This window comes from Clostridium sp. AWRP, from assembly GCF_004006395.2.
Lineage (GTDB): Bacteria > Bacillota > Clostridia > Clostridiales > Clostridiaceae > Clostridium_B.
In genome coordinates, this window is sequence record NZ_CP029758.2 from 3,303,930 (window position 1) to 3,328,024 (window position 24,095).

Sequence of the window (24,095 nt, forward strand, 5' to 3'; positions counted from 1 at the left end):
TACATTGCTGCTTAAATCTAGATTTGAAACTTTTATTTTAGTAAATATTTTCTTAATCCATCAATCATCATTTTATGTGCTTCACTGCTTTGAGGCAATTCAAATTTAGAAATTGCAAAACCATGGGATACCCCATAAAATCTCTTTGCTGTTGTTTCGACCCCTGCTTTTATAAGTTTTTTAGCATATTCTTCTGCTTCATCTCTAAGAGAATCTATTTCACAAGTTAAAACTATTGCTGGTGGTAGATCTTTAAGCTCGTCAACAGCTGCAAATACTGGTGAACAATATGAATTTTTAGCGTATTCTTCTCTTCTATAACATTTATCAAATATTTCAGCTCTTTCAGGTGGTATTGCACCTTCTACATAGAACTTTTTTCTGGCTGGTGTGGCTAAATCAAGCGGTGGGTAATCAAGAATCTGACATTTAAAAGAAAATTCATTTTTTCTCTTTGCCATCATACATACTACTGTTGATATATTACCACCAGCACTATGTCCGCCAATTGCCATATTATTAGGATCAATTTCAAACTCATCATTATGGAAGCTTACATACTTTACAACATCATAAACATCATTTTTATCTGTTGGGCACTTATACTCAGGAGCTAATCTGTAATCAATTGAAATAACAGTTATATCTAATTCATTTCTAACTAAGTTAGAAAATTTATCGTCATTTTCAGGCGATCCCATTACAAAACCACCACCATGGACATCAAAAAAAACCGGGACCATTGATCTCTTATTTTTAGATCTATAAATTAGACAGCGAGTTTTCCCCTCTCTAGTTGGAATAAAAACCTCTTTGCCTACAATACTAAACTTTTCTATTTTTGCTTCTTTTTGAAGCCTCATACTTTTTACAATTTCAAGAACTCTTTCATCACCAATCATAATTATCACTCTCCTAGAGCTATATATTATTTTAACTTTACACCTATGGTGGTCCTAACTTAAAAATCAACTTATATACAGGCCCATTTTTACAACAATGTCCAGAATATAAGTTGATTTTTCATTTACAAACCCTATATGTGATTGGCAACTTCATATGCATCCCAAATGGCATACATAATATTAGAAACCTTTCGTGCATCTCCTAAAAGATAAATTTCTGGAATTTCAAATTCTAATTCCTTATATAATGAATTTTCCTCTTTATATCCAACAGAAAGTATTATTGAATCGCATTTTATTTTTTCTGTTCCCTTTTCCGTTTCTACTTCAAGAATTTCATCCTTATATGATTTAACTTTAGAACTTGTTTTCACATCAATACCATTAAAGGGAATAAGTCTTTCAAGCATTTCACTGTTTGCAGAACACAGCGGTCCATTTAATGCAAGTATTTTATTTAATGCTTCTACTATAGTTACTTTTTTGCCTTTTTTAGTAAGATAAAGTGCAGTTTCACATCCAACTAGTCCACCACCAACTACAACTGTAGTGCCTCCACAATCTTTCTTTTCTGTAAGTACATCTGCTGCTGTAAATACTTTATCATCGTCTCCAAGTGAGAATATTTTTGGTGTAGACCCTGTCGCAATTATTACACTATCAAAATTAGCTTTTAAAATTTGTTCTTTAGTAATTTCACTATTTAAATTTACTTCTACATTTAATTCTTTTAATGTATTTGCATACCAATCAGCTAGGGCAATATCATCTTTCTTAAAATCTGGTGCCCCACCTGGAATAAGGTTACCACCTAGTCTAGAATTCTTTTCATAAACTACTGGTTCATGGCCTCTAAGCGCTAAAACTCTTGCAGCTTCACATCCTGCTACTCCACCACCAACTATTAAAACTTTTTTCTTCTTTAATATAGGAAGAAGTGCATTGTCTTTTTCCTTACATGCTTGTGGATTTACTGCACAATTTATCATTGAATAGTGTTGAATTCGTCCCATACAACCTTCTTGACAGGATATACAAGGTCTAATTGATTGACATTTATTTGCCCTCAACTTATTTACATAATCAGGGTCTGCAAGTAACGGTCTTCCAAGACTTATCATATCACAAGTGCCATTTTCAATGGCTTCAAGTGCCATATCCGGATCATCCATTCTTCCTGCACATATAATAGGAACATCTACAGTTTCTTTCATTAATTTAGCATATGGTCTATATAGTCCCTTCTTTTGGTACATTGGCGGATGACTCCACCACCATGAATCATATGATCCAACATCAGTATCTAATGAATCATATCCATAAGATACAAGTAATTTAGCGGCTTCAATTCCTTCATCTAAATCTCTTCCTTTTTCAACAAATTCTTCTCCTGGAAGTGCTCCATCCCTCAAATCTTTGATAAAACTCTTTGGTGAATACCTGAGAACTACTGGGAAATCTTCTCCACATCTATTTTTAATTTCTTCAACTATTTCACGTGCAAAACGAAGTCTGTTTTCCAAACTTCCTCCATATTCATCTGTTCTGTGATTAAATAACGAAATAGCAAATTGATCTATAAGATATCCTTCATGAACAGCGTGAATTTCAATTCCATCAAAACCAGCTCTCTTTGCATTGTAAGCTCCATCTCCAAATTTCTTCACTATGGATTTAATTTCATCCACTGTAAGCTCACGGCAAATTTTGTCAAGCCATCTATGTTGAATTGGTGATGGTGCAACAGGTGGAAATTCACCAAGATTAGTAGGTATAGTTACTCTGCCAAATCCAGCTGACATTTGTAAAAATACTTTTGCATTGTATGCATGTATTCTCTCCGTCATTTCCCTTGCAGTTCTTACAAATTGAACAGGATTATGTGTAGGGCAAGGACAATTTGGCATACCATGTTCTTCAACTTCATTATCTACAAAAGTAACTCCTGTAATAATTAAGCCAGTGCCACCTTTTGCTCTTTCAGTGTAGTAATCAATTCCCCTTTGGTTGAATCCTCCTTCACTGTCAGCTAGTCCTAGTGGACCCATAGGTGCTAGTGCAAAACGATTTTTTATTTCACACTTTCCAATTTTAACTGGTTCAAATAATTTTTTATACTTATTCATAAAACCACTCCTAAATTTAAATAATATAAGTATTAAAATGCTGGCTCCTGTTGAAATTATCAATAAATACGATTACATATTTATCTTTACCTATATTATATATATTACTACAAATCATGTCAATATTTACATGTTTGATTTTTCACGTTTTACTTTACTTTATATTCATGCATGATAAAATGATTATATGGAAAGAACGAGGTGCTAACAGATATGAGGACTTTAAAATACGCAATCTTAGGACTTATTAATAGAAAACCATCAACTGGATATGATATAACTAAAGAATTTAATGATGCATTAGTAGAATTCTGGTATGCTAAGCATAGTCAAATATACCCTGAATTAAAGAAATTGACGGATGAAGGTCTTATTTCATATGAAACGGTAATACAAGGAGAAAAATTAGAAAAAAAATTATATTCTATAACTGAAAAAGGAAAAGAATCTTTACAAAAATGGCTTGCAAAAGATGAACCTTTGGAGCCAACTCCCAAAGACGTCTTTAGACTTAAAGCTTATTTTTGTGATGAAATGGACACTGACACTTTATTAAAACAATTTAAAAGTCAATTAGATAAACATACTAAAAGATTAAATTATCTTAAAAATTCCATGGAGGAGCTTTTAAAGGTAAAGGATATATCTAAAGTGCCTTCTTCTGGTTTTGGTGACTATATCGTTTTACGAGGAGCCATTATGAGAGAAAATGCTTATGTAGATTGGCTTTGTGACTGTATAAAAAAAATTACAGAAGGATTATAGAGTTTCTAAACACAAATCAACCTTCATTTTTTTAAAGAACAAAGTTTAAAGTCCAAATATCAAATAAGGATAATTTTCTTCCTAACGTCAGAAAATATTAAAATTATAGATTTCCTGAGGTACGATGAAAATCATCTTTATCTGTTCTTTATTATTTGGACTTTGTTATTTTATTTTATACGTATGCTATCTGATATTTGAAAACCCATCCTATATCCTTTTAAAGAAGATGTATTATCATTTAATTTGCTTGATATAAATAAGTAATATTTTTGTCCCAGTTTATAAGGTTTATAGGGAATAACTTTTACAGATTTCTTATCATCTTGTAGTGACAATGCTGTTGGAATTATATTTCCAGAACTATCTACTACATATATATTTGAGTCATTTACATTCTGCTCATTAAGCTGATCTTTAAACTTTATCGTCCATTGTTTATCCCGCAGAATATTCAAATAGTCCTTTGAATTTAAATCCTCCCATCCTTTATCTGTAAACATACTCTTATCTACAGGCATTTTTACATCTATTAAAGGAAATGCAGCTTCACCATTGTACTTTTCTGGAGTTCCAAGTGCATATCTTACACTTACAGTACTATTTACTTTTAAATTCTTTATTTGATTTTTCCCTTCATCATTATTTTTTACATAGAAAAGCTCGGTATCCCCATTTTCATATTTAACCTTTATAAATATATAATCTTTATCAGTATATATATTTTCTAAATTACCAATTACCCAGGAAGCACCTATTATATTGCTTTCTCCTGCACCTAAATAATCATATACCTTACCTGAAGAATTTTTTAAGCTTATACTAAAATCAGGTAATTTAACCTTTATTATAGTATAGGGATAAGTTACAATTTGAGGTAATATGGCCCCTTTGTCCGGATCTGTTTCCTTTACAATTATATTTCCTCTTCCTTCTACATCTTCTACAGAATCTACTTTAATATCGTAACCTCCTGTAGGCTTTTGTCCTCTCATTACAGCTACATATAGATAATTTGTGCTGCTATCCAAATAGTACAAAAATCCTTCACTGGATTTACAGGAATCTATACCATTAGTTAAAGCTTTTGGTGCATTATCACAGGATATAGTCTCAAAGTCAATTTTATTGCACATTATATTAGGTCCATTCTTAATAATAAGTTTATTCTTACTGATATTAGATACTGAAGATTGCATCTTAGATGTTCCTTGAGCTTTTACTGAAGCTGGCATATATACAGCTCCTACAGTTAGTACAAAACACATAGGTATAAATAACTTTTTAAACATATATAATTTCCTCCTCTTTTAAATATCTTTTTCAATTATTAGACGTATAGATTCTAGGTTTCGCTTCATAATTCATTTAATTGAATTTGCTATGTCAATTAGGGAATTTTCTTGTATATTTCCATATAAAGAGTATTCCACATTATTCATTATCCATGATACACTTGTTGCTTGTTCATCTTTAAAGTAATTTACATAAGCCTTACCAGCACCAATATATAAGGTTTTATCACCTTTTAATCCTAACAAGTTCTTACTTTCCTGTATTGTAAAATATTGGGAATTTAAACTATACTTTATGCTTATGCTTTTAACTCCTTCACAGGGAATAGATATATTTGAAAGTTCAAATCCTTCAGGAACATATGATGGAAGCAGCACCTTACTTTCAAAATATTTTTCAGCGTCTTTCATACTTAAGGATTCTGCTGGAGAAGCTACTCCACCAGGTCTTACTGCACTTAAATTTTCACTATGATTTTTATCATCATCTTTTTCATTTTTTTGACTAGTACCAGGAGATTCAGCATCGTAATTATCTGTATTTTGTGGTAAAACATTTTTATTTTGAATTGTTGTATCCTTATTTGAATTTACATTTTGGGGAGAATTTTTTTCATTTGATTTATCCTGTACTATTGAATTCTCTATTTTATCAGCCTTTGATATTTCCTTTAACGTTTCATTATCTTTAGTTCCTTTATGATCATTATTTATTGATTTATCTACATATTTTTGAGCTGGTTTTACATAACTGCGTGCAATATCAGTTTTATGAGAAAAATTGTACAATTTAAACGTAAAAATTAGAATGGCAAAAACAGCTGATACAATTAAAACCGGTTTTAATTGCAATGATCTTATGTTACTACATCTTGCTAGTGTCTTTCTTTTTAATTCATCTGTAACACAAATATTTTTTAGAATTTCATTTGATTCATCCCTAAAATTTTTCATATTATCTTTCATATTCAATCTTCCCATCTATATTGGATTTCAATACTGACCTTGCTCTAAAAAGTCTACTGCGCACAGTACCTTCTGGTATCTTCAGTACCTTACTTATGTCCCTTGTAGATAATTCTTCATAATAGTAAAGAATTATAATTTCCTTATATTTGCGAGGCATATCCATGACCTGTTTTAATAATTCTTCATGTTGAATTTTATTTATGACTTTGTCATCTACATTTTCACAGATATCTACAAAGGAATTATCATACACATCCTTTGACAGAATAACTTTCTTGAACCAGGAAATTCTTAATAAATCCCTGCAAGTATTTATTGTAATAGTCATAATCCAGTTTTTTTCGCTGCTGCTTTTTTTGAGCTTACTAAAATTTTTATACACTTTTATAAAAACCTCTTGAAAAACATCTTCAGCCAAATACTTGTCCTTTAAATATAGATAGGCCATTCTAAGTACGTCATTTCCATAGCTGTCCATTAACTCTTCTATTTTCTCATCCATATATCAATAACATCTCTTTCAAGACATTTCCTCCTGCTATACAATCTTTAAAAATTAGAATTAAATATACTTAATTTTACCATCAAAATTCCCTTTCACATTATATGACGTATAAAGTTTTAAATTGGCTCCATAAATTTCAAAATTAAAAAATGACCATATATATCAGTAATATTGTACTGTATTAGTAGTCATTTTTATTGTTTCAAACCTTACAATATGTTACTATATGCTTGTATTACCACAATATAACAAATGTATAATAAATAAGGGGACTTAGAATATGTACAAAAAATTGGACAACTTCAGACAATGTCGTTTTAGTATCAGGTGAAGGATATGCCGATGCACTTTCCGTAGCACCAGTAGCAGCAGCAAAGGGACAAATTCTGTTATTAGCAAATAATGACCAGGATTCAGTTCAATCAGTAATTAACTTTGCAAAAGATAACAATTCTAAGGTTACAATTGTTGGAACTTCAAACGTTATAAGCGATACAATAAAGAGTGCTTTTGGCTCAGATGCTGTTAGAGTAAACGGTGGATCAAACAGGTTTAATACTAACTTAGCTGTGTTAAAAACATTCAAGAGTGACTTTAAAAATGATAAACTTTATGTAGCAAATGCAAGTGCAGTCATACCGGATAACCTTTACGCAGACGCATTAGTTGCTTCCACATTAGCTGGAAAATATAGTGCCCCATTAGTATTAGTTGACAAAGATAACTCACCTGCAACAGATAATGCTATATACTATATTAGATATACAGTTTTCAAAAATACTCATGCACAAATAATCGGGGGAACTGGCGTTATTCCAGATTCTATATATGATTCTATAGAGTTAATAGTAACTCCAGTATATATTCATCAAAACTAATCATATTAAATAAATTTCTATTAGTAGATAGTCAAAATACTGAAGCTTAGCTTCAGTATTTTGACTATCTACTCCTATCCTTCTTATTTATCATTCTTACTTTCCATAGAAATTATTTCATGCTTAAGTACATCAATGAGTCCAATGTCCGTAAGCCCTAGTTCCGGAACAGTAGGCAGGGAAATAAATGACAATGTCATAAAGGGTGCAGCTAGAGTACAGCCTATCTCATGTGTAAGATTGTTTAAACTAGTAATTTTCTCTATAACAGAATCTGCATCATGGTCACTCATAAGCCCACCAATAGGTAAAATCATCTTTCCAATGACTTTGCCCTGCTTTACTAATACAAAACCTCCCTGTATATCCTTAATTTCATTAACTGCTGTAGACATATTATAATCATCAGTTCCAACACAAACTATATTGTGGTGATCATGAGATACAGAAGAAGCCAGTGCGCCATCTTTAATATTAAATCCTTTTACAAATCCAATTCCGACTCCACCTGTTTTTCCGTATCTTTCAACTACTGCAAGTTTTAAAATGTCCTCTCCTACATCATTTTGAATTAGTCCTTCCTTTACCGGAAGTTTTGCTTTTATCCACTTGTTTATTATCTGATCTTTAATAAGTTCTATGACATTTACACAAGCTGTATCATTACATTTGGAGTTTATCTTAAAAGATTCTGGTATTATTGGGGTTTTAAATTTTACAGTATTTTTTATCCAGATGGGATATTGTGCACTTACTTTATTTGAAATTAAATTTCCCTGCTCAGCTACAAGTTTACCCTCAAAAAATACCATGGATGGTTCTATATTTTCTAAGCTTTCTACTACCAGAATGTCTGCTTTTCTTCCTGGAGTAATACTTCCTATTTCATCTTCTACTCTAAAATGCTTTGCTGCATTTATAGTTGCCATCTGAATTGCATTTATAGGAGAAACCCCTAGAGAAATGGCCTTGTTCACATTATAATTGATGTGTCCTTCATTTTTTATATCACTGGCATGTTTATCATCTGTACAAAACATAAGGTGTTCAAAAGAAAGTTTCTTATCTACAATTCCCTTTATAAGCTTTTCTACATTTCTCTCAGAACTTCCTTCTCTTATAAATATGTCCATACCAAGTCTTATTCTCTCAAGAAGTTCTTCAAAAGATACACATTCATGATCATCACTCATACCAGAAGCAGCATACACATTAAGATTCTTTCCTGTTATTCCAATAGCATGCCCATTAATTATTTTTCTTCTACTAAGCGAAGCCTCAATTTTCTTTAAATATTTTTCTTTTTTACACAGTATTTTTGAAGGGTCAAGTTCCCCTAAGCTCAACGTCTCATCCCAACTAAGCGCCTCTATAACTTCTTCTAATTCCACTACCCCTCCTGTAGTTTCAAGTCCCGGAGCCGTAGGTACTCTTGATGGTATTTCAATATAAGTTCTATAAGGTAGTTTCTCTATGGAATTAAGCAGAGCTTTTATTCCACCTATACCACATACATTTGCAATTTCCATAAGATCTGCACAGAGAGTTGTAGTACCTTTAGGTACTATTACATCTGAAAGTGCTTCAGGAGAAAGCAATGTAGTTTCAATATGCAAATGGGAATCAATGAATCCTGGAATAGCATACTTTCCACTGCAATCTATAGATTTTTCAGTTTTCAGATTAACATCAGGATCAATACACACAACTCTACCATCTTTTATATAGATGTTTGTACCATATACTTCTTCAGAATAGACATTTACGAGATTAACATTTGAAAGTTTTAAATCACAATATACTTCACCTAGTCCACATTCTATAAGTTTTTTTATTTCCAAATAGCTTCTCAATTACTTTTCCCCCAGTACCCCTCATGAGTTTTTAATATTTCATCTTTTAATTCATTAAAAGGTCCTATTACTGTAATGTCTTTCTGTCCTTTCTTAAACACTTCCCTACAGGAAAGGTCAAAAGTTGGATTTTGCTTGTCATTTCCCGTTTGATTTAAAAGTTCTTTTTCAGTAAGTCCATATACAACTGTTCTTACATTGCCCCAGTAAATGGCACCAGAACACATGACACATGGTTCAAAAGTAGTATATAGTGTACACTCTGCTAAAAATTCTTTAGAATATTTTTGAGATGCCCTCCTCATAAGGGAAGCCTCAGCATGTCCCGTACAATCTCCTGTACTTATCTCTATATTTTCCTGTTCTAAAAGTATATTACCATCCTTATCTACAAGCAGTGCTCCAAATGGAGTATTTCCATGTTCTCTTGAATTTTTAGCAATTTCATTTGCCCTTCTTAAATAATATAAGTGATCTTTTTTACTCATTACACTTTTCCTCTACTTTCTTCATAAAATCTTTAAGCAAATTTATTGAAACTTTTTTTCTAACGTTCCTCTCTAAAATAGGCATTACCTAATGCTTTAGGTGGAGCATTTTTATTTGATTTTCTCATATATACAAGTACCAGTATTATAATAGTTACTAGATATGGGAGCATATCAATAAAATATTGAGAAATAAACATATTTTTCATTCTAAAACTAATGATATCAAGTCCACCAAAAAGATAAGATGCAAAAATAGCTTTATAAGGATTCCATGATGCAAATACAACCAGTGCTACTGCAATCCAACCTCTACCTGCTGTAACATTATCCTGCCAGCTAGGAACATATGCCAGTGATAAATAAGCACCACCAAGTCCACAAAGTGCACCACCAATAAGTATATGAATATATTTATAAAGATTTACATTTATACTAGCAGCATCTGCTGCTGCCGGATTCTCTCCTACTGCTTTAAGATTTAATCCCTTATAAGTTCTGTAAAAATAAATTCCCATAATAATTGCAGCTGCATATCCAATATAAACTAAAATATCCTGATGGAAAAAAATCGGTCCAATAAAAGGTATGTGGGAAAGTATTGGTATACTTACAGGTTCAAAAAAACTTTTAACACCTCCTGGTATATTCTTGCCAACTATACTTTTACCTATAAAATTAGAAAATCCAGTTCCAAATATAGATATAGCTAGTCCTGAAACTGTCTGATTAGCTTTTAAGTTAACCGTTAAAATCGTATATATGAGAACGCCAAAGGCTCCTGCTGCCATAGCTGCCAAAATAGCCATAATTGGATTTCCAGTATTATATCCTATACTAAATCCCATAACCGCACCCATAAGCATTAATCCTTCAACGCCAAGATTTAAATTTCCAGCTTTTTCAGTTAAAATTTCTCCTAGTGTTGCAAAAAGAAGGGGAGTTCCTGCAACTACTGCTGCTGCTAAAAAGCTAATTACTCCATTCATTATTTACACCTCATTTACAACTTTTTTATTTTCGTTATAATTTTCATTTACATCGCCCTTTGACAGTCTAAACCTAATAAAGAATTCGCTTCCAAGTACAAAAAATAAAATTACTGACTGAAGTATTGATGCTACTGAATTTGGTATACCAAATGCTGTTTGGATAAACGATCCGCCTTGCAAAAGACCTGCAAATAGAATTGATACCAAAATACTTACAACAGGGTTTAAATTTGATATCCAAGCTATTATTATTCCAGTATATCCAACCCCACCTGTTATTTCAGTAGAAAGTGTTTGTTCTATAGCAGAAGACTGTATTACTCCTGTTATTCCACAAAATACAGCACTAAGTACTATAGCAATTAAAGTAGTTTTCTTTATACCTATTCCTGCATATTTAGCGGTATTTTCGCTTTCACCAATTACAGAAATTTCATAACCAGTTTTAGTGTGATTTAAGAATATATATACAAAAATAGCAAGTAATATAGCTATTATCCATCCAATATGAACGCCAAAGACACTTGGAAGTACTGCGTTAGAAGAGAAATTAGGCATTTTAGGGAATCCCAAAGAACTAGGATCTTTCCATGGACCATATTGAAGATAAGTTACAAATTTTAATGCAATATAATTCATCATAAGGGTAGTTATAGTTTCATTGGCCCTCCATTTCACTTTAAAAAAGCCTGGTATAAATCCCCATATTCCACTAAATAGTACTCCACTTGCAAACATTAAAATGATGAGGATAGGAGATGGCATATTAGGAAAATGAAATGCAACAAGTGCAGCTCCAAAAGCTCCCATTATTATCTGACCCTCACCGCCTATATTATAATATTTTAATTTAAGACCTATTGCGATTCCAAGGGCAGTGATTGCAAGTGGTATAGCTGAATTTATAGTCTGCTTAATTGGATTAGAACCTCCAAAGGCACCTTTAAACATTGAAATATAAACTGATATAGGATTGCACTTAAGTGCTGCAAAAAGAATTCCCATTACAACAAAAGCTAATAATATGGCAATTATTCTAATAGACACTTCTTTATTTTTACTTATATTCTCTCTTTTAACAAACTTCATTTTCATAAATCTCATCACCCTTACGCTTATTGCCAAGCATTTTATATCCTATTGCTTCCTTTGTAACATTTTTGCTTTCAAAGTTTCCTGTTATCTCCCCTGAATACATAACTATAATTCTGTCACAAATACTTAAAAGTATATCCAGGTCTTCTCCAACAAATAATATACCTGTACCTTTTTTCTTTTCTTCATTTACTAAATTATAAATGGTATAACAAGTGTTTATATCAAGGCCCCTTACTGGATAACCCATTAAAATCAACTTAGGATTTAATCCTAATTCTCTTCCCAAAAGTATTTTTTGTATATTTCCTCCAGAAAGATTTTTAATTGGATAATGTATACTTGGGGTCTTTACTTCTAAATCCTCTTTAATTTTTTCAGCTTTCTTTTCAACATCATCTTTTTTGAGTAGCAATCCTTTTTGTTTTTTATAATATTTTAAAAACACATTATCGACCATATCCATAGATCCTACAAGTCCCATACCAAGCCTGTCCTCCGGTATAAAACTTATTCCTAAATTTTCTTTTGAAAGTTTTGAAGCATCTTTATCAGTTATGTCTTTTCCCTGAAATTCTATTTTTCCACTAGATATTTTAGTAATTCCAGCTATGGCTTCACAAAGTTCCTTCTGACCACATCCTGAAATTCCTGCGACTCCAACTACTTCTCCTTCATGTATCTCAAAATTTATATTTTTAAGTATAGGAATGTTCAAATCATTTATTAAGTTTAAATCTGAAACTTTTAATATGGATTTGCCAATAGTCGTATTTGATTTTTCTATAGCTAAATCTACATGATAACCTATCATCTTATCTACTAATTCCTTAGGTGTAGTACTATCTTTTGTAACAGTTTCTACAGATTCACCTTTTCTAAGTATAGTAATTGTGTCCGCTACTTGCATAACCTCATCTAATTTATGAGTTATAAATATAATAGAACATCCTTCTTTTTTCATTCTTTTCATTAAGTTAAATAATTTCTTGGTTTCTTGAGGGGTAAATACTGCTGTGGGTTCATCTAAAATAAGAATATCAGCTCCCCTATACAGCACCTTTAATATTTCAAGATTTTCTCTTTCTCCTACAGACATATCATAAACGTATTTGTTTAAATCTACATCAAAGCCATATTTGTCTTTTATTTGTTGAACTTTTTTTACCTCTTTATCATAATTTAAAAATAACTTTTTTTTCTTTCCCAAAATAATATTTTGTATTGCAGTCATGGATTCTATAAGTTTGAAATGTTGATATATCATACCTATACCAGATTTTATAGCATCAGTAGGTGATTTAAACCTAATTTCCCTGCCATGTATAAAAATTGAACCGCCATCAGGAATATATATTCCTGACAGCATGTTCATAAGTGTACTTTTGCCTGCACCATTTTCACCTAACAGTGCATGAATTTCTCCACCTTTAACATTAAAATTAACATTGTTATTAGCAACTACGTCACCAAATTTTTTAGTTATATTTTTCATAGTTAAATAATATTCTTCATTCAAAAGGATACACTTCCTTCCTATTTTTCATTTGCACCATTTATGCCTTGTACAAACCAATCTATTTTTTCAAGATAATTGTCATCTAAAACCTGACCTTCTTTAACTTTTAATTCACCTTTTTGATCCTTAATTGGTCCAGCAAATATCTTCAATTTACCTGAAATTATATCAGCTTTAGCTTTTTCTACAGCTTCTTTTCCACCTGCTGGTGCACTTTCTGCTCTAATTGGTGCAAGATCATTAACTCCTGATTCAATACCCTTTAACCATTTCTCAGATTTCCACTTTCCAGCTATTAAATCATTAATTTGCTGTTTATAATACACATCCCAATGATAAACAGGTGCTGTCATGTACATTTTAGGATCTTCATTCTTCTTGTCTCTATCAAATCCTATACCTGCAAGTCCCTTTTCTTCAGCAGGATCTAAAGCAGATGTAGTATTTTGTTCTTCACTTATAACATCATTTCCCTGATCAACAAGTGCCTTACCTGCTTCTTTTTCTTTTGCAGGATCATACCAAGTATGAGTCCACTTTACATTTACTACAGCATTTTTGTTAACAGACTGTACTCCTAATGCAAAAGCATTAATTTGCCTATATAATTCTGGTATCGGCATAGATCCTACTACACCTATTTTGTTTGTCTTAGTTTTCATGCCAGCCAATATACCAGTTAAATACGTTGATTGATAGTATTTAGCAAAATATGCGCCCATATTATCTGCTGTTTTATATCCTGCATTATGTAGGAATATAACATCCTTATGTTTTTGTGCTTCCTTATAAACATAATCCATATATCCAAAGCTAGCTGCTACAATTACATTACATCCCTGACTAATCATATCTTCTATAACAGGTTCAACTTTCTGGGATTCTGGAACATTTTCTTTATATATAGTCTTGATTCCCATCTTATCAAGTGCCAGTCTTCCATCGTTGTGGGCATCAACCCAGCCACCATCACCTAAACTGCCATCATAAATAAAACCAACTTTTATTTTGTCTTTATCTATTTTCTTTCCTCCAGAAGTAGTACTTACTCCAGTAGAGCTTGTGTCAGATGACGAACATCCTGCAAATAATCCTGTAATAACAACAAGTACAAGTAAAAAGATAAGTATTTTTTTCTTCTTCATTATTAGTTCCCCCTTATTATTTAGAATAATATTATTAGAAGGCAAGTGAATAATTTTATAGTTTATTATTCATTTGCTTTTTAAATATATCTAGAAATAAAATATAGTAGTTAGCATTTTAAAAAGTATTTTTATATTTTCGTTATTTTATGCAAAGTGTTTTTGCTTATTTATCATTTTTATCGTGATAATATTTTATAATAGTAATAATATATTATTATATTAAGTATTATAGTTGCATATTTTAAATAATACAATAGTAAAATTACAAATTTATTAATATTTTTTTATTTTTATGCTAAAAATAATGCTATAGCATATGTATTTTTACGATTTTTATAATTAAGCTGCATACTTTTTCATTAATTTAATTGAATATAATATATTATTTTCTAAAAAAAGCATTTTTATATGCTTGTATATTTCATTATAGGCATTATATTTATAGAAAATTTTAAAAATATGTATTTTAATATGTGAGTTTAATGTTATAATCTAAATAAGTATTTTTATATATTTTAATAATTTTATCGTTAAGTGGTATATTGTTATTTTTATTTATTATCTTTATTGTTATAAGTTAAATAATAATTGGGGTGAGAAATTTGAATAACAGAGAATTATTAAAAAAGTACATACCTGTAGCTAAATTTATTTCTGAAATTCTAGGAGATAACTGCGAGGTAGTAATCCAAGATATAACTACTCCTAACAATTCTATAATTTTTATAAAAAACGGTCATTTAACAGGAAGAAATATAGGTAGTCCCCTTACTAACTTAGTTCTTAATATAATTCAGAATAAAACTTATACTAATAAAAATTACGCAACTAACTACAAAGCAGAAGGTAATTTTAAAACTTTCAAATCTTCAAGCTATTTTATTAAAAATAATGATAACAAGATAATAGGATTACTTTGTGTAAATATAGATATTGAACCTTATAATAAAGTCAAGGATTTAATGGATAGATTAAGTTTTGTATCAAATACCGACGTGAGCGAAAGTGAAAACATAAAAACACAAGAGCAATTTTATGATAATGTGGACGATCTCTTATGTACCATGATCAATGAGGCTATATCTGAAATAAATATTCTTCCAGAACGCATGTCTGCTAATGAAAAGATTTGTGTAGTAAAATATTTATACGATAAAGGAGCTTTTAATTTGAAAGGTGCTGTAGTTAAAGTAGCTAAGGCTCTTTTGGTTTCCGAGCCTACTATATACAGATACTTAAACAAATACATGTAATAAAGTGCACCCCAAATGTTAGATACGTATAAAACATTTGAGGTGCACCTATTTTCACAGCTTCCTTAATTTAGTTATTCAAAAATATACCCCATGTGTCTGAACCTAAAATACCATCCGTAGCTTTTCTCCAATTCTTCTGAAGATTAGTTACAGCCTGGAAAGTGGCTTCATCATAAACCATAGGAGTATAAGAATTTTTCTTTAAATAGCCATATTGCTCAAGTTTCTGCTGTATCCACAACACTACATGAGATTTATGACCTTTAACAATGATATTTTGTATTCCCTTTAGTGCCGCAGTCGTGGCAGGTCCTGCAATACCATCTACAGCTAATTTTGCATTATAATCCAAATTCAGATTATACTGAAGCGCTTTTATCTGCTGCACAAGAGTATTAGGCTTAACAGGTGATACATTTCCAGTAAATATATCTTCTATAAAATAATTTAAGTCCACATATCCCACAGCTCCGTTTAATTTTCCGGTTTCTGAATACTGCCATGAAGCATTATCTGGATATAAGGAAGGCTGACTTCCATAACTTGCAATCCAAAGTGGAACATCTGGAATATTACCTGACAAATAATCTTTATAAAATGCATATCCAGAATATACTCCTATCTTGCGACCTTGTGACTGTACATATTTGATAAACGCATTTGCAAAATTAATAGCATTGCTCCTGCTCCAATTTTCCTCTCCCTCTATATCAAGCCACAGAACAGTGTCACTTTCCAATCCTGAGATAGTTTCTAAAAAGTGCTTTGCTTCTGCTGTTGGAGCATTGCCATTTGCGTAATGATAAAATCCCAATTTAAGTCCTGCCTGTTTAATTCTTGGATATCTATAATTTAATAAACTATCTACACGATATAGACCTTGTGTTGCTTTTTGAATTACTACAGAAATACCATCTGTATTTTTAATAACATTCCAGTCTGAAATATTATCTCCTTCATATACGTCTATTCCATTCATTATCTTCATAAATCATTCCTCCTATTGTATTTTTAAATACTTAGGACAAAAGGAGTCTATTAACTTGTTATGCCAATGCCTCCATTTTAATGTATTCATGAAGCTTTTAATTTGTTAAAAATAAAAAGAATTCTATACCCTTAAAACACATCATTTCTCCAATACGGTCACTATGTATTCATTAAGTTTATTTATATTCTTCTAATGTCTTCAATAAAGTTTCAGTATGAAAAGGCTTCCTAATATAGCCACTAGCTCCTAGTTTTATACATTCATCTTTCACTTCTTCATGACCTACTGCTGACATAATAAGTACAACTGCGTTAGGGTCAATTTTCATTATATCAGTTAAAACTTCAACACCATCCATCCTAACCTCAGACATATTCAAATCTAAAAGCACAATGTCTGGTTTTTCAAGCTTGAATAGCTCTACTGCTTCCTGTTTATTTGATGCACCAAATATACTTTGGAAACCTCCCTTTTCAATAATCTTTTTTACGAACATCCTCATATACGATGAATTATCAACTATTAATACCTTTTTCATATTAAAAACTCCTTTATATCCCTAATTTTTAAAGACCCTCTTTAGTGAAGCAAATCTTTTATTTTAGCAAAAAATCTAGCACATTCATCTATTTCATGTTTTAAAGCTGCCTGCTCTAATTTTATTGCTAATTCATGAATAGAAAGTATTCCTAGAGTTCCAGAAGAACCCTTTAACTCGTGAGCTAACCAAGCCAATTTATCAAAATCATTACCATCAATAGCCTTGCTAATATCTGATAATAAATCAGGTAAACATCTTATATATTCTTCAAGTATTTCTTTTGCATCATCTTTTCCAAGTCCTGTAGTTTTAATAAAGCAGTCAATATTATCGTCTATTATTTTACTATAATCATCTACACACTCTCTCGTTTTAGTATTGGCTTCTATCATCTTAAACATCTTATCAAAATTAATAGGCTTACTAATATAATCGTCCATGCCAGTTTTAATGCACTTTTCTGAGTCACCATCCATAGCATTAGCAGTCATTGCTACAATTGTAGTATGCTTTTTGTCTCCTTCTAACATCCTTATCTTAGATGTACACTCATACCCATCCATTACCGGCATCTGGCAGTCCATAAAAACAACATCATAATCTTTTTGCAGCACTGCTTTTAATGCTTCACTACCATTCACCGCCACATCACAAATCATATCATGTGATTTAAGCATAGTTATAACAATTTTACGATTCATTTTATTATCTTCAACCAATAAAATTCTTGGTTCTAATGCATTTTGAACTTCTTTAACTACATGCTTCGTTATAACCTGATGTCCTTCTCCATCTTCTTTTTTAAGGCCCAATACCATAGCAATACAAGCAAGTAAGTCATCTCTTCTGACAGGTTTACTCAAATATGATGAAAAACCATATTCTTTCGCAGCCTCAGCATCTCCCTTTTGAGTTATATTAGTTAGAAGTATTAATTTAATATCCTTTGAAAAAGGTATTGTTTTTAACGTATTGGCCAGTTCATAACCACTCATATCATTCATTTGACAGTCTATGATAGCAATGTTTATTTTGTTTTTTGTATTTGCATTTGAAAGAATTGTGGTAATGGCACTACTTCCGTCTTCAGCTTCAAATACTTTAAGACCAGTTTCTTTAAGATATGAATTAATGATTTTCCTGTTATTTACATCATCATTAGCAATTAAAATATTCATACCATCAAGCTTTTCAAATGCAAATTTCTGCCCTGATGCTCTTTTTACAATCTTCAATCTCACATCAAACTTAAATATAGACCCTTTTCCAAATATACTTTCAACGTGAATTTCACCGCCCATCATTTTCACCAATTCACTAGATATGGCAAGCCCCAGCCCCGTTCCTCCATAATTTCTAGTTGTAGAAGTATCTGCTTGACTAAAAGATTTAAATATCTTATTAATATGATCCTTACGAATTCCGATTCCAGTATCTTTTACTTCAAAGTTAAGTACAGCTGTTTCATTTTCTTCCTTTAAACAATCAACTGTAACAGAAATTTCACCCTTGTTAGTAAATTTTACTGCATTACTTATAAGATTATTTAATATCTGTCTAAGCCTTGATGGATCACCAACAACCTCTTCAGGAACACTTTCGCTAATCATGGTATAAAGTTCAAGTCCTTTTTCTACTGCCTTAGGAACAAGTAGTGAAACCGCATCTTCAATAGTATTTCTTAAATTAAATCTAATCTTTTCCATGGTTAGCTTTTTAGCTTCAATCTTTGAAAAATCCAGTATATCATTAATAATATACAATAATACCTTTGAAGCAGATTTTGCTTCACGTATAAAGTCTTTTTGTTCTAAAGACAAATTAGTTGATTGAAGCAAATCGAGGAATCCAAATATTCCGTTCATTGGAGTTCTTATTTCATGAGACATATTTGCAAGAAACTGACTCTTTGCAATATTTGCTGCTTCTGCTTGTTCTTTTGCCTTGTATAACTCTCTTTCTGCTAATCTCTGCTCTGTGATATCCTCAGCAGTGCAAATAAGATACTTGATATTACCTGTCTTATCCTTCTGGGGCTTACTTTTAATTTGAAGCAGTCTATTTTCACCTTTGAAGTTTCTAATCTCGATCTCTTTTTCTGCCGACTCACTCTTTTGAAATAACTCCCAGTTACTTGCAGAAAGTTTATTTGCAGTATCTATATCAAATATATCGTATAAATCCTGATATTCTAAATCACTTTTATTCTTTCCAAAAAACCTTGCATGGGCTTCATTTACAGCTGCATAAGAAGTAACGTTACTTAATGCCCATATTTGCGATTCAGAATTATTAAGTAAAATTGCCTGCCCTCTAAGAGCTTTTTTATATGTTTTTTCCTTTACAATTCTTGCCCTAGTATTTGAAAAAGCCTTTGAAATGTCTATTAATATTCTAATTTGCTCCTCTTTCCATGTCACAGGCTTTGACAAACTTTCATAACCTATGAATCCAATTAACTTATTTTCACTTTTTAATGAAACTATAAGAGAAGTTTTGATTTCTTCCTTTAAAAAAGCCTCTTTTTCAAATACTGCTTCATCAGGAAATTCTTCTACATCATTCACTACAACAAAATCCTTATTCTTAATCTGGCGAATCAGCCATGGGAAAGCATAAACTACCTCTTCCTCCTCGATCTCTCTTTTTGGTTTTATACCTTTCTTATTCCATTGGCACTCTATTTGCATAAAAGTAGGATCTTTAGAAAAGTAATAGATAAAAATTCTATCCAAATCAAAAAATAAGCCTATTTCCTCCAATGATTTTTTTAACTCAATCTGATAATTATTACTATTTACATCTAAAAATTTCTGAAAAGTATTATGAATTAATTTCAAGAAACCATTGGAATAATTAACATTTGGGTAATTGCCTTCACCTTTCATAAAATCCCCCCTAATTTTAAAGCTCACAAGTTTTCGTAATAAAAAGAGTTAATTCTTTCAATAAATCAATTTCATAAGGTTCTAAAAGTAAATTTCCAGCTTTATCATATATAACTTTTACCACAGGTCTCATTGGCATTGATTTGTTTTGCTTTACCACTAAGCCCTTTTCATTTGAACTTAAAATAACTCCACTTCCTGTTGGGAAAGCGGCTATATTCATAGTGAACTTTCTTACCATTTCTGCATCAAAATAAGTATTACTCATACCAACAAGATATTCAATAACCTCATTGACACTTTTACTTTTGAAACCATTTCTACCTGATATCATATTATCAAATACGTCACATATGGACACCATCTTTGCAATTTTGTTTATTTCATCGCCTTGTAATTTTAAAGGGTATCCGCTGCCATCACTTCTTTCATGATGCATTAATGCAACTACCTTTACGGATGCATTCCAAATATACTGTGATCCTAAAAAATCATAACCTACCTTTGGATGCATTAATGTAATGTATTTATCTAATTCTTCCTTAGTCTTAAAATTATCTAAAAGTTTCCTATCATTCATAATTTTTATCTTACCTATATCATGAAGCAAAGCACCTGTAGCTATATCTTTAAGCTTCATTACACCATATCCCATATGAGTTCCTATTATTGTAGCTAATACACAAACATTTACCGAATGGGAATATATATTGTTATCACTTGCACTTATTTCTGCAACATTTATCAAAACCTCTTTATTCGATACCACATCTTCAATTACTGCGTCTACTGAATTCATAATACTGCTATTATCAGTCTTTCCTTCTCGACAGTATGTTCCAATCATTTGCCTAACAGCATGTTTACTCATTTGCCTTGTCTTTTGAGAAACACTTTCCTCAATAATCACATTTTTCGATATATCGTCATCAATATATACACAATTAATTCCAATTTCTTTAATTCTCTTAATATAATAAGGTTTTAATTTTACTCCAACGTTAAGTAAAACTCTACCGAATTCATCATAAATTTGCCTTCCAAGGATTTCATCCCCCTTCAGGCTGGAGACACTAATAACTCTCATCTCTACCTCCAAATGAAATAATTAATTTTTGCTGAGCAATTAAAAGTCATTTTTTTAAATACTTCTACAATAAAAATACAGCACATTTTTACCTATTAAATCAAAAAACAATCACTATTTGCAACGATTATTATTTAAATATCTTAGCACATTCCAAAGCTTTTTACTACATATTAGAATCCATTATTCCACTTGCAATATTTAACAAACTCATACTACCTATTTTAAATATTGAAATAATCTTATATAAGATTATACCATTCATAGTATGTATAATTTAATTATTATGAAAAATATTCAATAAGTTATATGGCTACTATTGACAATTGGTTAAAGCTTCAATATTTAATGTGCATTTCCATACTTGAAAAATACTTGTACAAAGTTATGTTGTAAAGTGCTATAATAATTATGTTGAAATCCTAAAAAAATATTTGCTTGTTGCTAATTGCTCTGTTTGAAAAAACAACTTTAATCTCTGGAACTATTCCATTGATAGAAATACTCGGAATATAACTTTATCCAATAGAAAAAACCTTAAGGTATTCAAAAATTCATTAAAAGCCTATATAATTAATAATTAAAGAGAAGGTGAAAGATTTGAAATTTGCAATGTCTTATAGTTTTGGCAAAGATTCTGCTCTTGCCATGTATAAAATGATTGAAGCGGGACACGAGCCTATCTGTCTTATCACTGCTATAAATGAAAGGGATGGTAGATCGTGGTTCCACGGCATATCACAAAATATAGCGGAAAAGAGTGCCGACTCAATCGGTTTACCGATTATAACAGCCAGTTCTACTGAAAGACAGAAATATGTTGAGGCTTTTACAAATGCTTTGCTACAAGCTAAAACTCTGGGTGCTGAGGTGTGCGTCTTTGGTGATATAGATATAGATGAGCATTTGGAATGGAATAAGAACGTTTGTAATGCCGCAGAACTTGAATGCATTACTCCACTTTGGGGAACTTCCAGAGAAACGTTAGTTAAAGAAGAAATTGAATCTGGCATTACTGCTGTTATTAAAGTTGTTGACCATAAGTATCTTGATGATGAATTCTTAGGCAGAGAACTCACGACTGAGCTTGTGAATAAAATAAGACAAACTGGAGCTGATGTTTGTGGCGAAAACGGCGAATATCATACTCTTGTAACTTATGCACCGTTTTATAAAGCTCCTGTGCCTATACATCTTGGAGAAATCGTGCAAATTGACGGCTATGGAGCAATAGATATTCTTTGATTAACTAAATAGATTTTGATGCATAAGCAGTTCATCACTTCATGGTGTAGAGCTGTTTTTTTAAACTTAATTCTCCTTTGGAAACTCAATTTTTATGCTTGTACTTTTTTAGTTCATCTACTGCTGAATCTGTGAGCTTTGGTTTGCCTTTATCAAAACTAATTTCTTTGTAAAAATGGGACGTAAAATATGCAGACCAGCTGCTCCAGTTAGCATAACTATTTTCACTGCTTATATTAACATTTAATAGATAAAGCCCTATCCCTAAAAAAATTGAAATTAAAATTAGAAAGGCAATAAAAAACTTGAAATATAAATTAAATATTACCTTGTATCCTGATTTTTTCATTCTATTCATTCCTTTTTACAAGTTTGTATCCAAGTCCTATTACAGTAACTATAATTTCCGGTTTAGAAGGATTTTTCTCAAGCTTTTCTCTTAAATGTCTTATATGAACGGAGATTGTATTATCATATTCAAAATAATCATCTCCCCATACTACCTCACATAATCTTTCCTTATTGACTATTTTATTTGAGTTTTCTGCCAGATATAAAAGAAGCTTGTATTCTTTTGCTGTAAGCTTTACTTCTGCACCATCCTTGTATACCTGACTATGCAACTTGTCAATAGAGATGTTACTAATACTTGAGTTAATTTAAGAACTAACTATGGATTACCACAATTTACATTGGTAATTTTATGGTTAGTTTTTTATTGTCTTAAAAATACAAGGATAATTATGCCAAATTAAAAAAGCTGACAATATCCTTGATGCCATTAATACCAATAGTAAAAATGAATGTTATATACTTTTACGTATTTTTATCACCCCGTTTCATAATATTGTTAACTAATCTACTTGTTTTGTATTTTCCCTATACTCACCATAAATCTTTACTGCGATAGCAGGATTTTTATAATATAAAGTCATTTTTTCAATAAACTCCATGATTTTTTTCAGCATAACTACTATACATACAAGTGTAACTCTTACTGCATGAGAAACTGTGCCAATTAACCGTAGGTTGTTTAAACCACTCCACTGCTTAGCGTAGCTATTAGTTCTTTCAGAAGATGATCTTATGCTTTTTATTTGTTTATATCTCTTGCTGCATCTTGGCACTTCTATTGTTAAACGTGGATTATCCCTTATAGACATGTCTTTTGTATATCCATGTTTTTATTATAATGTTCGCAGTTCTCACATTCTTTTTCTTTCTTTCCACATATATATTTTACAGACTTCCTTTTTGAATCATGCCCATTTGGGCTACATACTTTGCCACAGGGTGCATATGGTCGTCCTAATTCATCATATCCTCTACGTTTAAGAGCTTCCTTTGTTAATTTTTCATTTCTAAAGTTATAGTCAATTATAGGTACTGCCCCTTCTTTTCTAACTTCTTTATACACATACTCATAGTCATAACCTGAATCCATAATATGATATTTTGTCTCAAAAGCTGAATATTCTTTAAGTTTTTTATTCAGTTTTATAAATGTTTCAGCTTCATTTATATTCCCTGAACCCGTTTCAACCATAAT

Annotated in this window: 23 protein-coding genes; 4 read left to right on the forward strand and 19 right to left on the reverse strand. The window is 31.2% G+C overall.

The features are described 5' to 3' along the window. Window positions 1-32 precede the first annotated feature (32 nt). Window positions 33-902 carry an alpha/beta hydrolase gene (locus tag DMR38_RS15175; protein ID WP_127722090.1) on the reverse strand — a complete coding sequence of 290 codons (870 nt, stop codon included), beginning with the start codon at window positions 900-902 and terminating at the stop codon, window positions 33-35. A gap of 134 nt (window positions 903-1,036) precedes the next feature. Next, window positions 1,037-3,031: an FAD-dependent oxidoreductase gene (locus DMR38_RS15180; protein ID WP_127722091.1), complete on the reverse strand. Its 1,995-nt coding sequence runs from the start codon at window positions 3,029-3,031 to the stop codon at window positions 1,037-1,039. Between the two features lie 213 nt (window positions 3,032-3,244). Here DMR38_RS15180 and DMR38_RS15185 point away from each other — a divergent pair, with 213 nt between their 5' ends. Next, window positions 3,245-3,796 carry a PadR family transcriptional regulator gene (locus tag DMR38_RS15185; RefSeq protein ID WP_127722092.1) on the forward strand — a complete coding sequence of 184 codons (552 nt, stop codon included), beginning with the start codon at window positions 3,245-3,247 and terminating at the stop codon, window positions 3,794-3,796. 170 nt (window positions 3,797-3,966) lie between these two features. Here DMR38_RS15185 and DMR38_RS15190 read toward each other — a convergent pair whose 3' ends face one another. The 3 genes from DMR38_RS15190 to DMR38_RS15200 all read right to left on the reverse strand — a co-directional run bounded on the left by DMR38_RS15190 (window position 3,967) and on the right by DMR38_RS15200 (window position 6,562). Beyond that, entirely contained in the window at window positions 3,967-5,088 is a 1,122-nt protein-coding gene (locus DMR38_RS15190) for a protease complex subunit PrcB family protein (protein ID WP_127722093.1), read from the reverse strand. 72 nt (window positions 5,089-5,160) lie between these two features. Continuing rightward, window positions 5,161-6,057: a DUF4367 domain-containing protein gene (locus tag DMR38_RS15195; protein ID WP_175413026.1), complete on the reverse strand. Its 897-nt coding sequence runs from the start codon at window positions 6,055-6,057 to the stop codon at window positions 5,161-5,163. Next, entirely contained in the window at window positions 6,047-6,562 is a 516-nt protein-coding gene (locus tag DMR38_RS15200) for a sigma-70 family RNA polymerase sigma factor (RefSeq protein ID WP_127722095.1), read from the reverse strand. Before DMR38_RS15200 ends, DMR38_RS15195 begins: the two co-directional genes overlap by 11 nt. Before the next feature lie 281 nt (window positions 6,563-6,843). On the opposite strand from DMR38_RS15200, the gene DMR38_RS22565 reads away from it, so the two are divergent. Then, the gene (locus DMR38_RS22565) at window positions 6,844-7,443 is read left to right on the forward strand and encodes a cell wall-binding repeat-containing protein (protein ID WP_279230817.1); all 600 of its coding nucleotides are present in this window, start codon (window positions 6,844-6,846) and stop codon (window positions 7,441-7,443) included. A gap of 83 nt (window positions 7,444-7,526) precedes the next feature. Here DMR38_RS22565 and ade read toward each other — a convergent pair whose 3' ends face one another. The 6 genes from ade to DMR38_RS15235 are packed head-to-tail and all read right to left on the reverse strand — an operon-like array spanning window position 7,527 to window position 14,535. After that, window positions 7,527-9,296, reverse strand: coding sequence for an adenine deaminase (gene ade / locus DMR38_RS15210; RefSeq protein ID WP_127722097.1), 1,770 nt, complete (start codon window positions 9,294-9,296; stop codon window positions 7,527-7,529). Next, window positions 9,293-9,784, reverse strand: a complete 492-nt coding sequence (locus DMR38_RS15215; RefSeq protein WP_127722098.1) for a nucleoside deaminase — start codon at window positions 9,782-9,784, stop codon at window positions 9,293-9,295. The genes ade and DMR38_RS15215 overlap by 4 nt, the downstream gene beginning before the upstream one ends. A gap of 59 nt (window positions 9,785-9,843) precedes the next feature. Next, entirely contained in the window at window positions 9,844-10,773 is a 930-nt protein-coding gene (locus DMR38_RS15220) for an ABC transporter permease (protein ID WP_127722099.1), read from the reverse strand. Window positions 10,774-10,776: 3 nt separating this feature from the next. Then, the gene (locus DMR38_RS15225; RefSeq protein ID WP_127722100.1) at window positions 10,777-11,871 is read right to left on the reverse strand and encodes an ABC transporter permease; all 1,095 of its coding nucleotides are present in this window, start codon (window positions 11,869-11,871) and stop codon (window positions 10,777-10,779) included. Continuing rightward, window positions 11,852-13,390: an ABC transporter ATP-binding protein gene (locus DMR38_RS15230; RefSeq protein WP_175413027.1), complete on the reverse strand. Its 1,539-nt coding sequence runs from the start codon at window positions 13,388-13,390 to the stop codon at window positions 11,852-11,854. Before DMR38_RS15230 ends, DMR38_RS15225 begins: the two co-directional genes overlap by 20 nt. Window positions 13,391-13,407: 17 nt before the next feature. Continuing rightward, window positions 13,408-14,535: a BMP family ABC transporter substrate-binding protein gene (locus tag DMR38_RS15235; RefSeq protein ID WP_127722101.1), complete on the reverse strand. Its 1,128-nt coding sequence runs from the start codon at window positions 14,533-14,535 to the stop codon at window positions 13,408-13,410. A 596-nt stretch (window positions 14,536-15,131) separates the two neighbouring features. Between DMR38_RS15235 and DMR38_RS15240 the strand changes: the two genes are divergently transcribed. Then, complete coding sequence (locus DMR38_RS15240) at window positions 15,132-15,791, forward strand: PAS domain-containing protein (protein WP_243124313.1); 660 nt, start codon at window positions 15,132-15,134, stop codon at window positions 15,789-15,791. Window positions 15,792-15,861: 70 nt separating this feature from the next. Here the strand turns inward: DMR38_RS15240 and DMR38_RS15245 are convergent, their stop codons facing one another. The 4 genes from DMR38_RS15245 to DMR38_RS15260 form a co-directional block, all read right to left on the reverse strand. After that, a complete protein-coding gene (locus DMR38_RS15245) occupies window positions 15,862-16,782 on the reverse strand; it encodes a GH25 family lysozyme (RefSeq protein WP_175413028.1) in 921 nt (306 codons plus the stop codon). A 178-nt stretch (window positions 16,783-16,960) separates the two neighbouring features. Next, window positions 16,961-17,323, reverse strand: a complete 363-nt coding sequence (locus tag DMR38_RS15250; protein WP_065077886.1) for a response regulator — start codon at window positions 17,321-17,323, stop codon at window positions 16,961-16,963. Window positions 17,324-17,364: 41 nt separating this feature from the next. Beyond that, on the reverse strand, window positions 17,365-20,214 hold the full coding sequence (locus tag DMR38_RS15255) for a response regulator (RefSeq protein WP_127722103.1): 2,850 nt from the start codon (window positions 20,212-20,214) through the stop codon (window positions 17,365-17,367). Window positions 20,215-20,230: 16 nt separating this feature from the next. Beyond that, window positions 20,231-21,301: an HD-GYP domain-containing protein gene (locus tag DMR38_RS15260; protein ID WP_127722104.1), complete on the reverse strand. Its 1,071-nt coding sequence runs from the start codon at window positions 21,299-21,301 to the stop codon at window positions 20,231-20,233. Window positions 21,302-21,901: 600 nt separating this feature from the next. On the opposite strand from DMR38_RS15260, the gene DMR38_RS15265 reads away from it, so the two are divergent. Continuing rightward, window positions 21,902-22,546, forward strand: a complete 645-nt coding sequence (locus tag DMR38_RS15265) for a diphthine--ammonia ligase (RefSeq protein ID WP_127722105.1) — start codon at window positions 21,902-21,904, stop codon at window positions 22,544-22,546. An 85-nt stretch (window positions 22,547-22,631) separates the two neighbouring features. On the opposite strand, the gene DMR38_RS15270 is transcribed toward DMR38_RS15265, so the two are convergent. The 4 genes from DMR38_RS15270 to DMR38_RS15285 all read right to left on the reverse strand — a co-directional run bounded on the left by DMR38_RS15270 (window position 22,632) and on the right by DMR38_RS15285 (window position 24,092). Further along, on the reverse strand, window positions 22,632-22,895 hold the full coding sequence (locus DMR38_RS15270) for a hypothetical protein (protein WP_175413029.1): 264 nt from the start codon (window positions 22,893-22,895) through the stop codon (window positions 22,632-22,634). Between the two features lies 1 nt (window position 22,896). After that, window positions 22,897-23,169, reverse strand: coding sequence for a winged helix-turn-helix domain-containing protein (locus tag DMR38_RS15275; protein WP_243124314.1), 273 nt, complete (start codon window positions 23,167-23,169; stop codon window positions 22,897-22,899). Window positions 23,170-23,400: 231 nt separating this feature from the next. Beyond that, a complete protein-coding gene (locus DMR38_RS15280; RefSeq protein WP_127722106.1) occupies window positions 23,401-23,709 on the reverse strand; it encodes a hypothetical protein in 309 nt (102 codons plus the stop codon). Then, a complete protein-coding gene (locus DMR38_RS15285; protein WP_127722107.1) occupies window positions 23,700-24,092 on the reverse strand; it encodes a transposase in 393 nt (130 codons plus the stop codon). Before DMR38_RS15285 ends, DMR38_RS15280 begins: the two co-directional genes overlap by 10 nt. Window positions 24,093-24,095: the final 3 nt, after the last annotated feature.

Coding starts and splice junctions, on each gene's coding strand:
- DMR38_RS15190 (WP_127722093.1), bottom strand. CDS start 5,088: ATGTTTAAAAAGTTATTTATACCTATGTGTTTTGTACTAACTGTAGGA.
- DMR38_RS15220 (WP_127722099.1), bottom strand. CDS start 10,773: ATGAATGGAGTAATTAGCTTTTTAGCAGCAGCAGTAGTTGCAGGAACT.
- DMR38_RS15260 (WP_127722104.1), bottom strand. CDS start 21,301: ATGAGAGTTATTAGTGTCTCCAGCCTGAAGGGGGATGAAATCCTTGGA.
- DMR38_RS15250 (WP_065077886.1), bottom strand. CDS start 17,323: ATGAAAAAGGTATTAATAGTTGATAATTCATCGTATATGAGGATGTTC.
- DMR38_RS15235 (WP_127722101.1), bottom strand. CDS start 14,535: ATGAAGAAGAAAAAAATACTTATCTTTTTACTTGTACTTGTTGTTATT.
- DMR38_RS15195 (WP_175413026.1), bottom strand. CDS start 6,057: ATGAAAGATAATATGAAAAATTTTAGGGATGAATCAAATGAAATTCTA.
- DMR38_RS15180 (WP_127722091.1), bottom strand. CDS start 3,031: ATGAATAAGTATAAAAAATTATTTGAACCAGTTAAAATTGGAAAGTGT.
- DMR38_RS15255 (WP_127722103.1), bottom strand. CDS start 20,214: ATGAAAGGTGAAGGCAATTACCCAAATGTTAATTATTCCAATGGTTTC.
- DMR38_RS15225 (WP_127722100.1), bottom strand. CDS start 11,871: ATGAAAATGAAGTTTGTTAAAAGAGAGAATATAAGTAAAAATAAAGAA.
- DMR38_RS15280 (WP_127722106.1), bottom strand. CDS start 23,709: ATGTCTATAAGGGATAATCCACGTTTAACAATAGAAGTGCCAAGATGC.
- DMR38_RS15185 (WP_127722092.1), top strand. CDS start 3,245: ATGAGGACTTTAAAATACGCAATCTTAGGACTTATTAATAGAAAACCA.
- DMR38_RS15200 (WP_127722095.1), bottom strand. CDS start 6,562: ATGGATGAGAAAATAGAAGAGTTAATGGACAGCTATGGAAATGACGTA.
- DMR38_RS15285 (WP_127722107.1), bottom strand. CDS start 24,092: ATGGTTGAAACGGGTTCAGGGAATATAAATGAAGCTGAAACATTTATA.
- DMR38_RS15270 (WP_175413029.1), bottom strand. CDS start 22,895: ATGAAAAAATCAGGATACAAGGTAATATTTAATTTATATTTCAAGTTT.
- DMR38_RS15245 (WP_175413028.1), bottom strand. CDS start 16,782: ATGAAGATAATGAATGGAATAGACGTATATGAAGGAGATAATATTTCA.
- DMR38_RS15175 (WP_127722090.1), bottom strand. CDS start 902: ATGATTGGTGATGAAAGAGTTCTTGAAATTGTAAAAAGTATGAGGCTT.
- DMR38_RS15215 (WP_127722098.1), bottom strand. CDS start 9,784: ATGAGTAAAAAAGATCACTTATATTATTTAAGAAGGGCAAATGAAATT.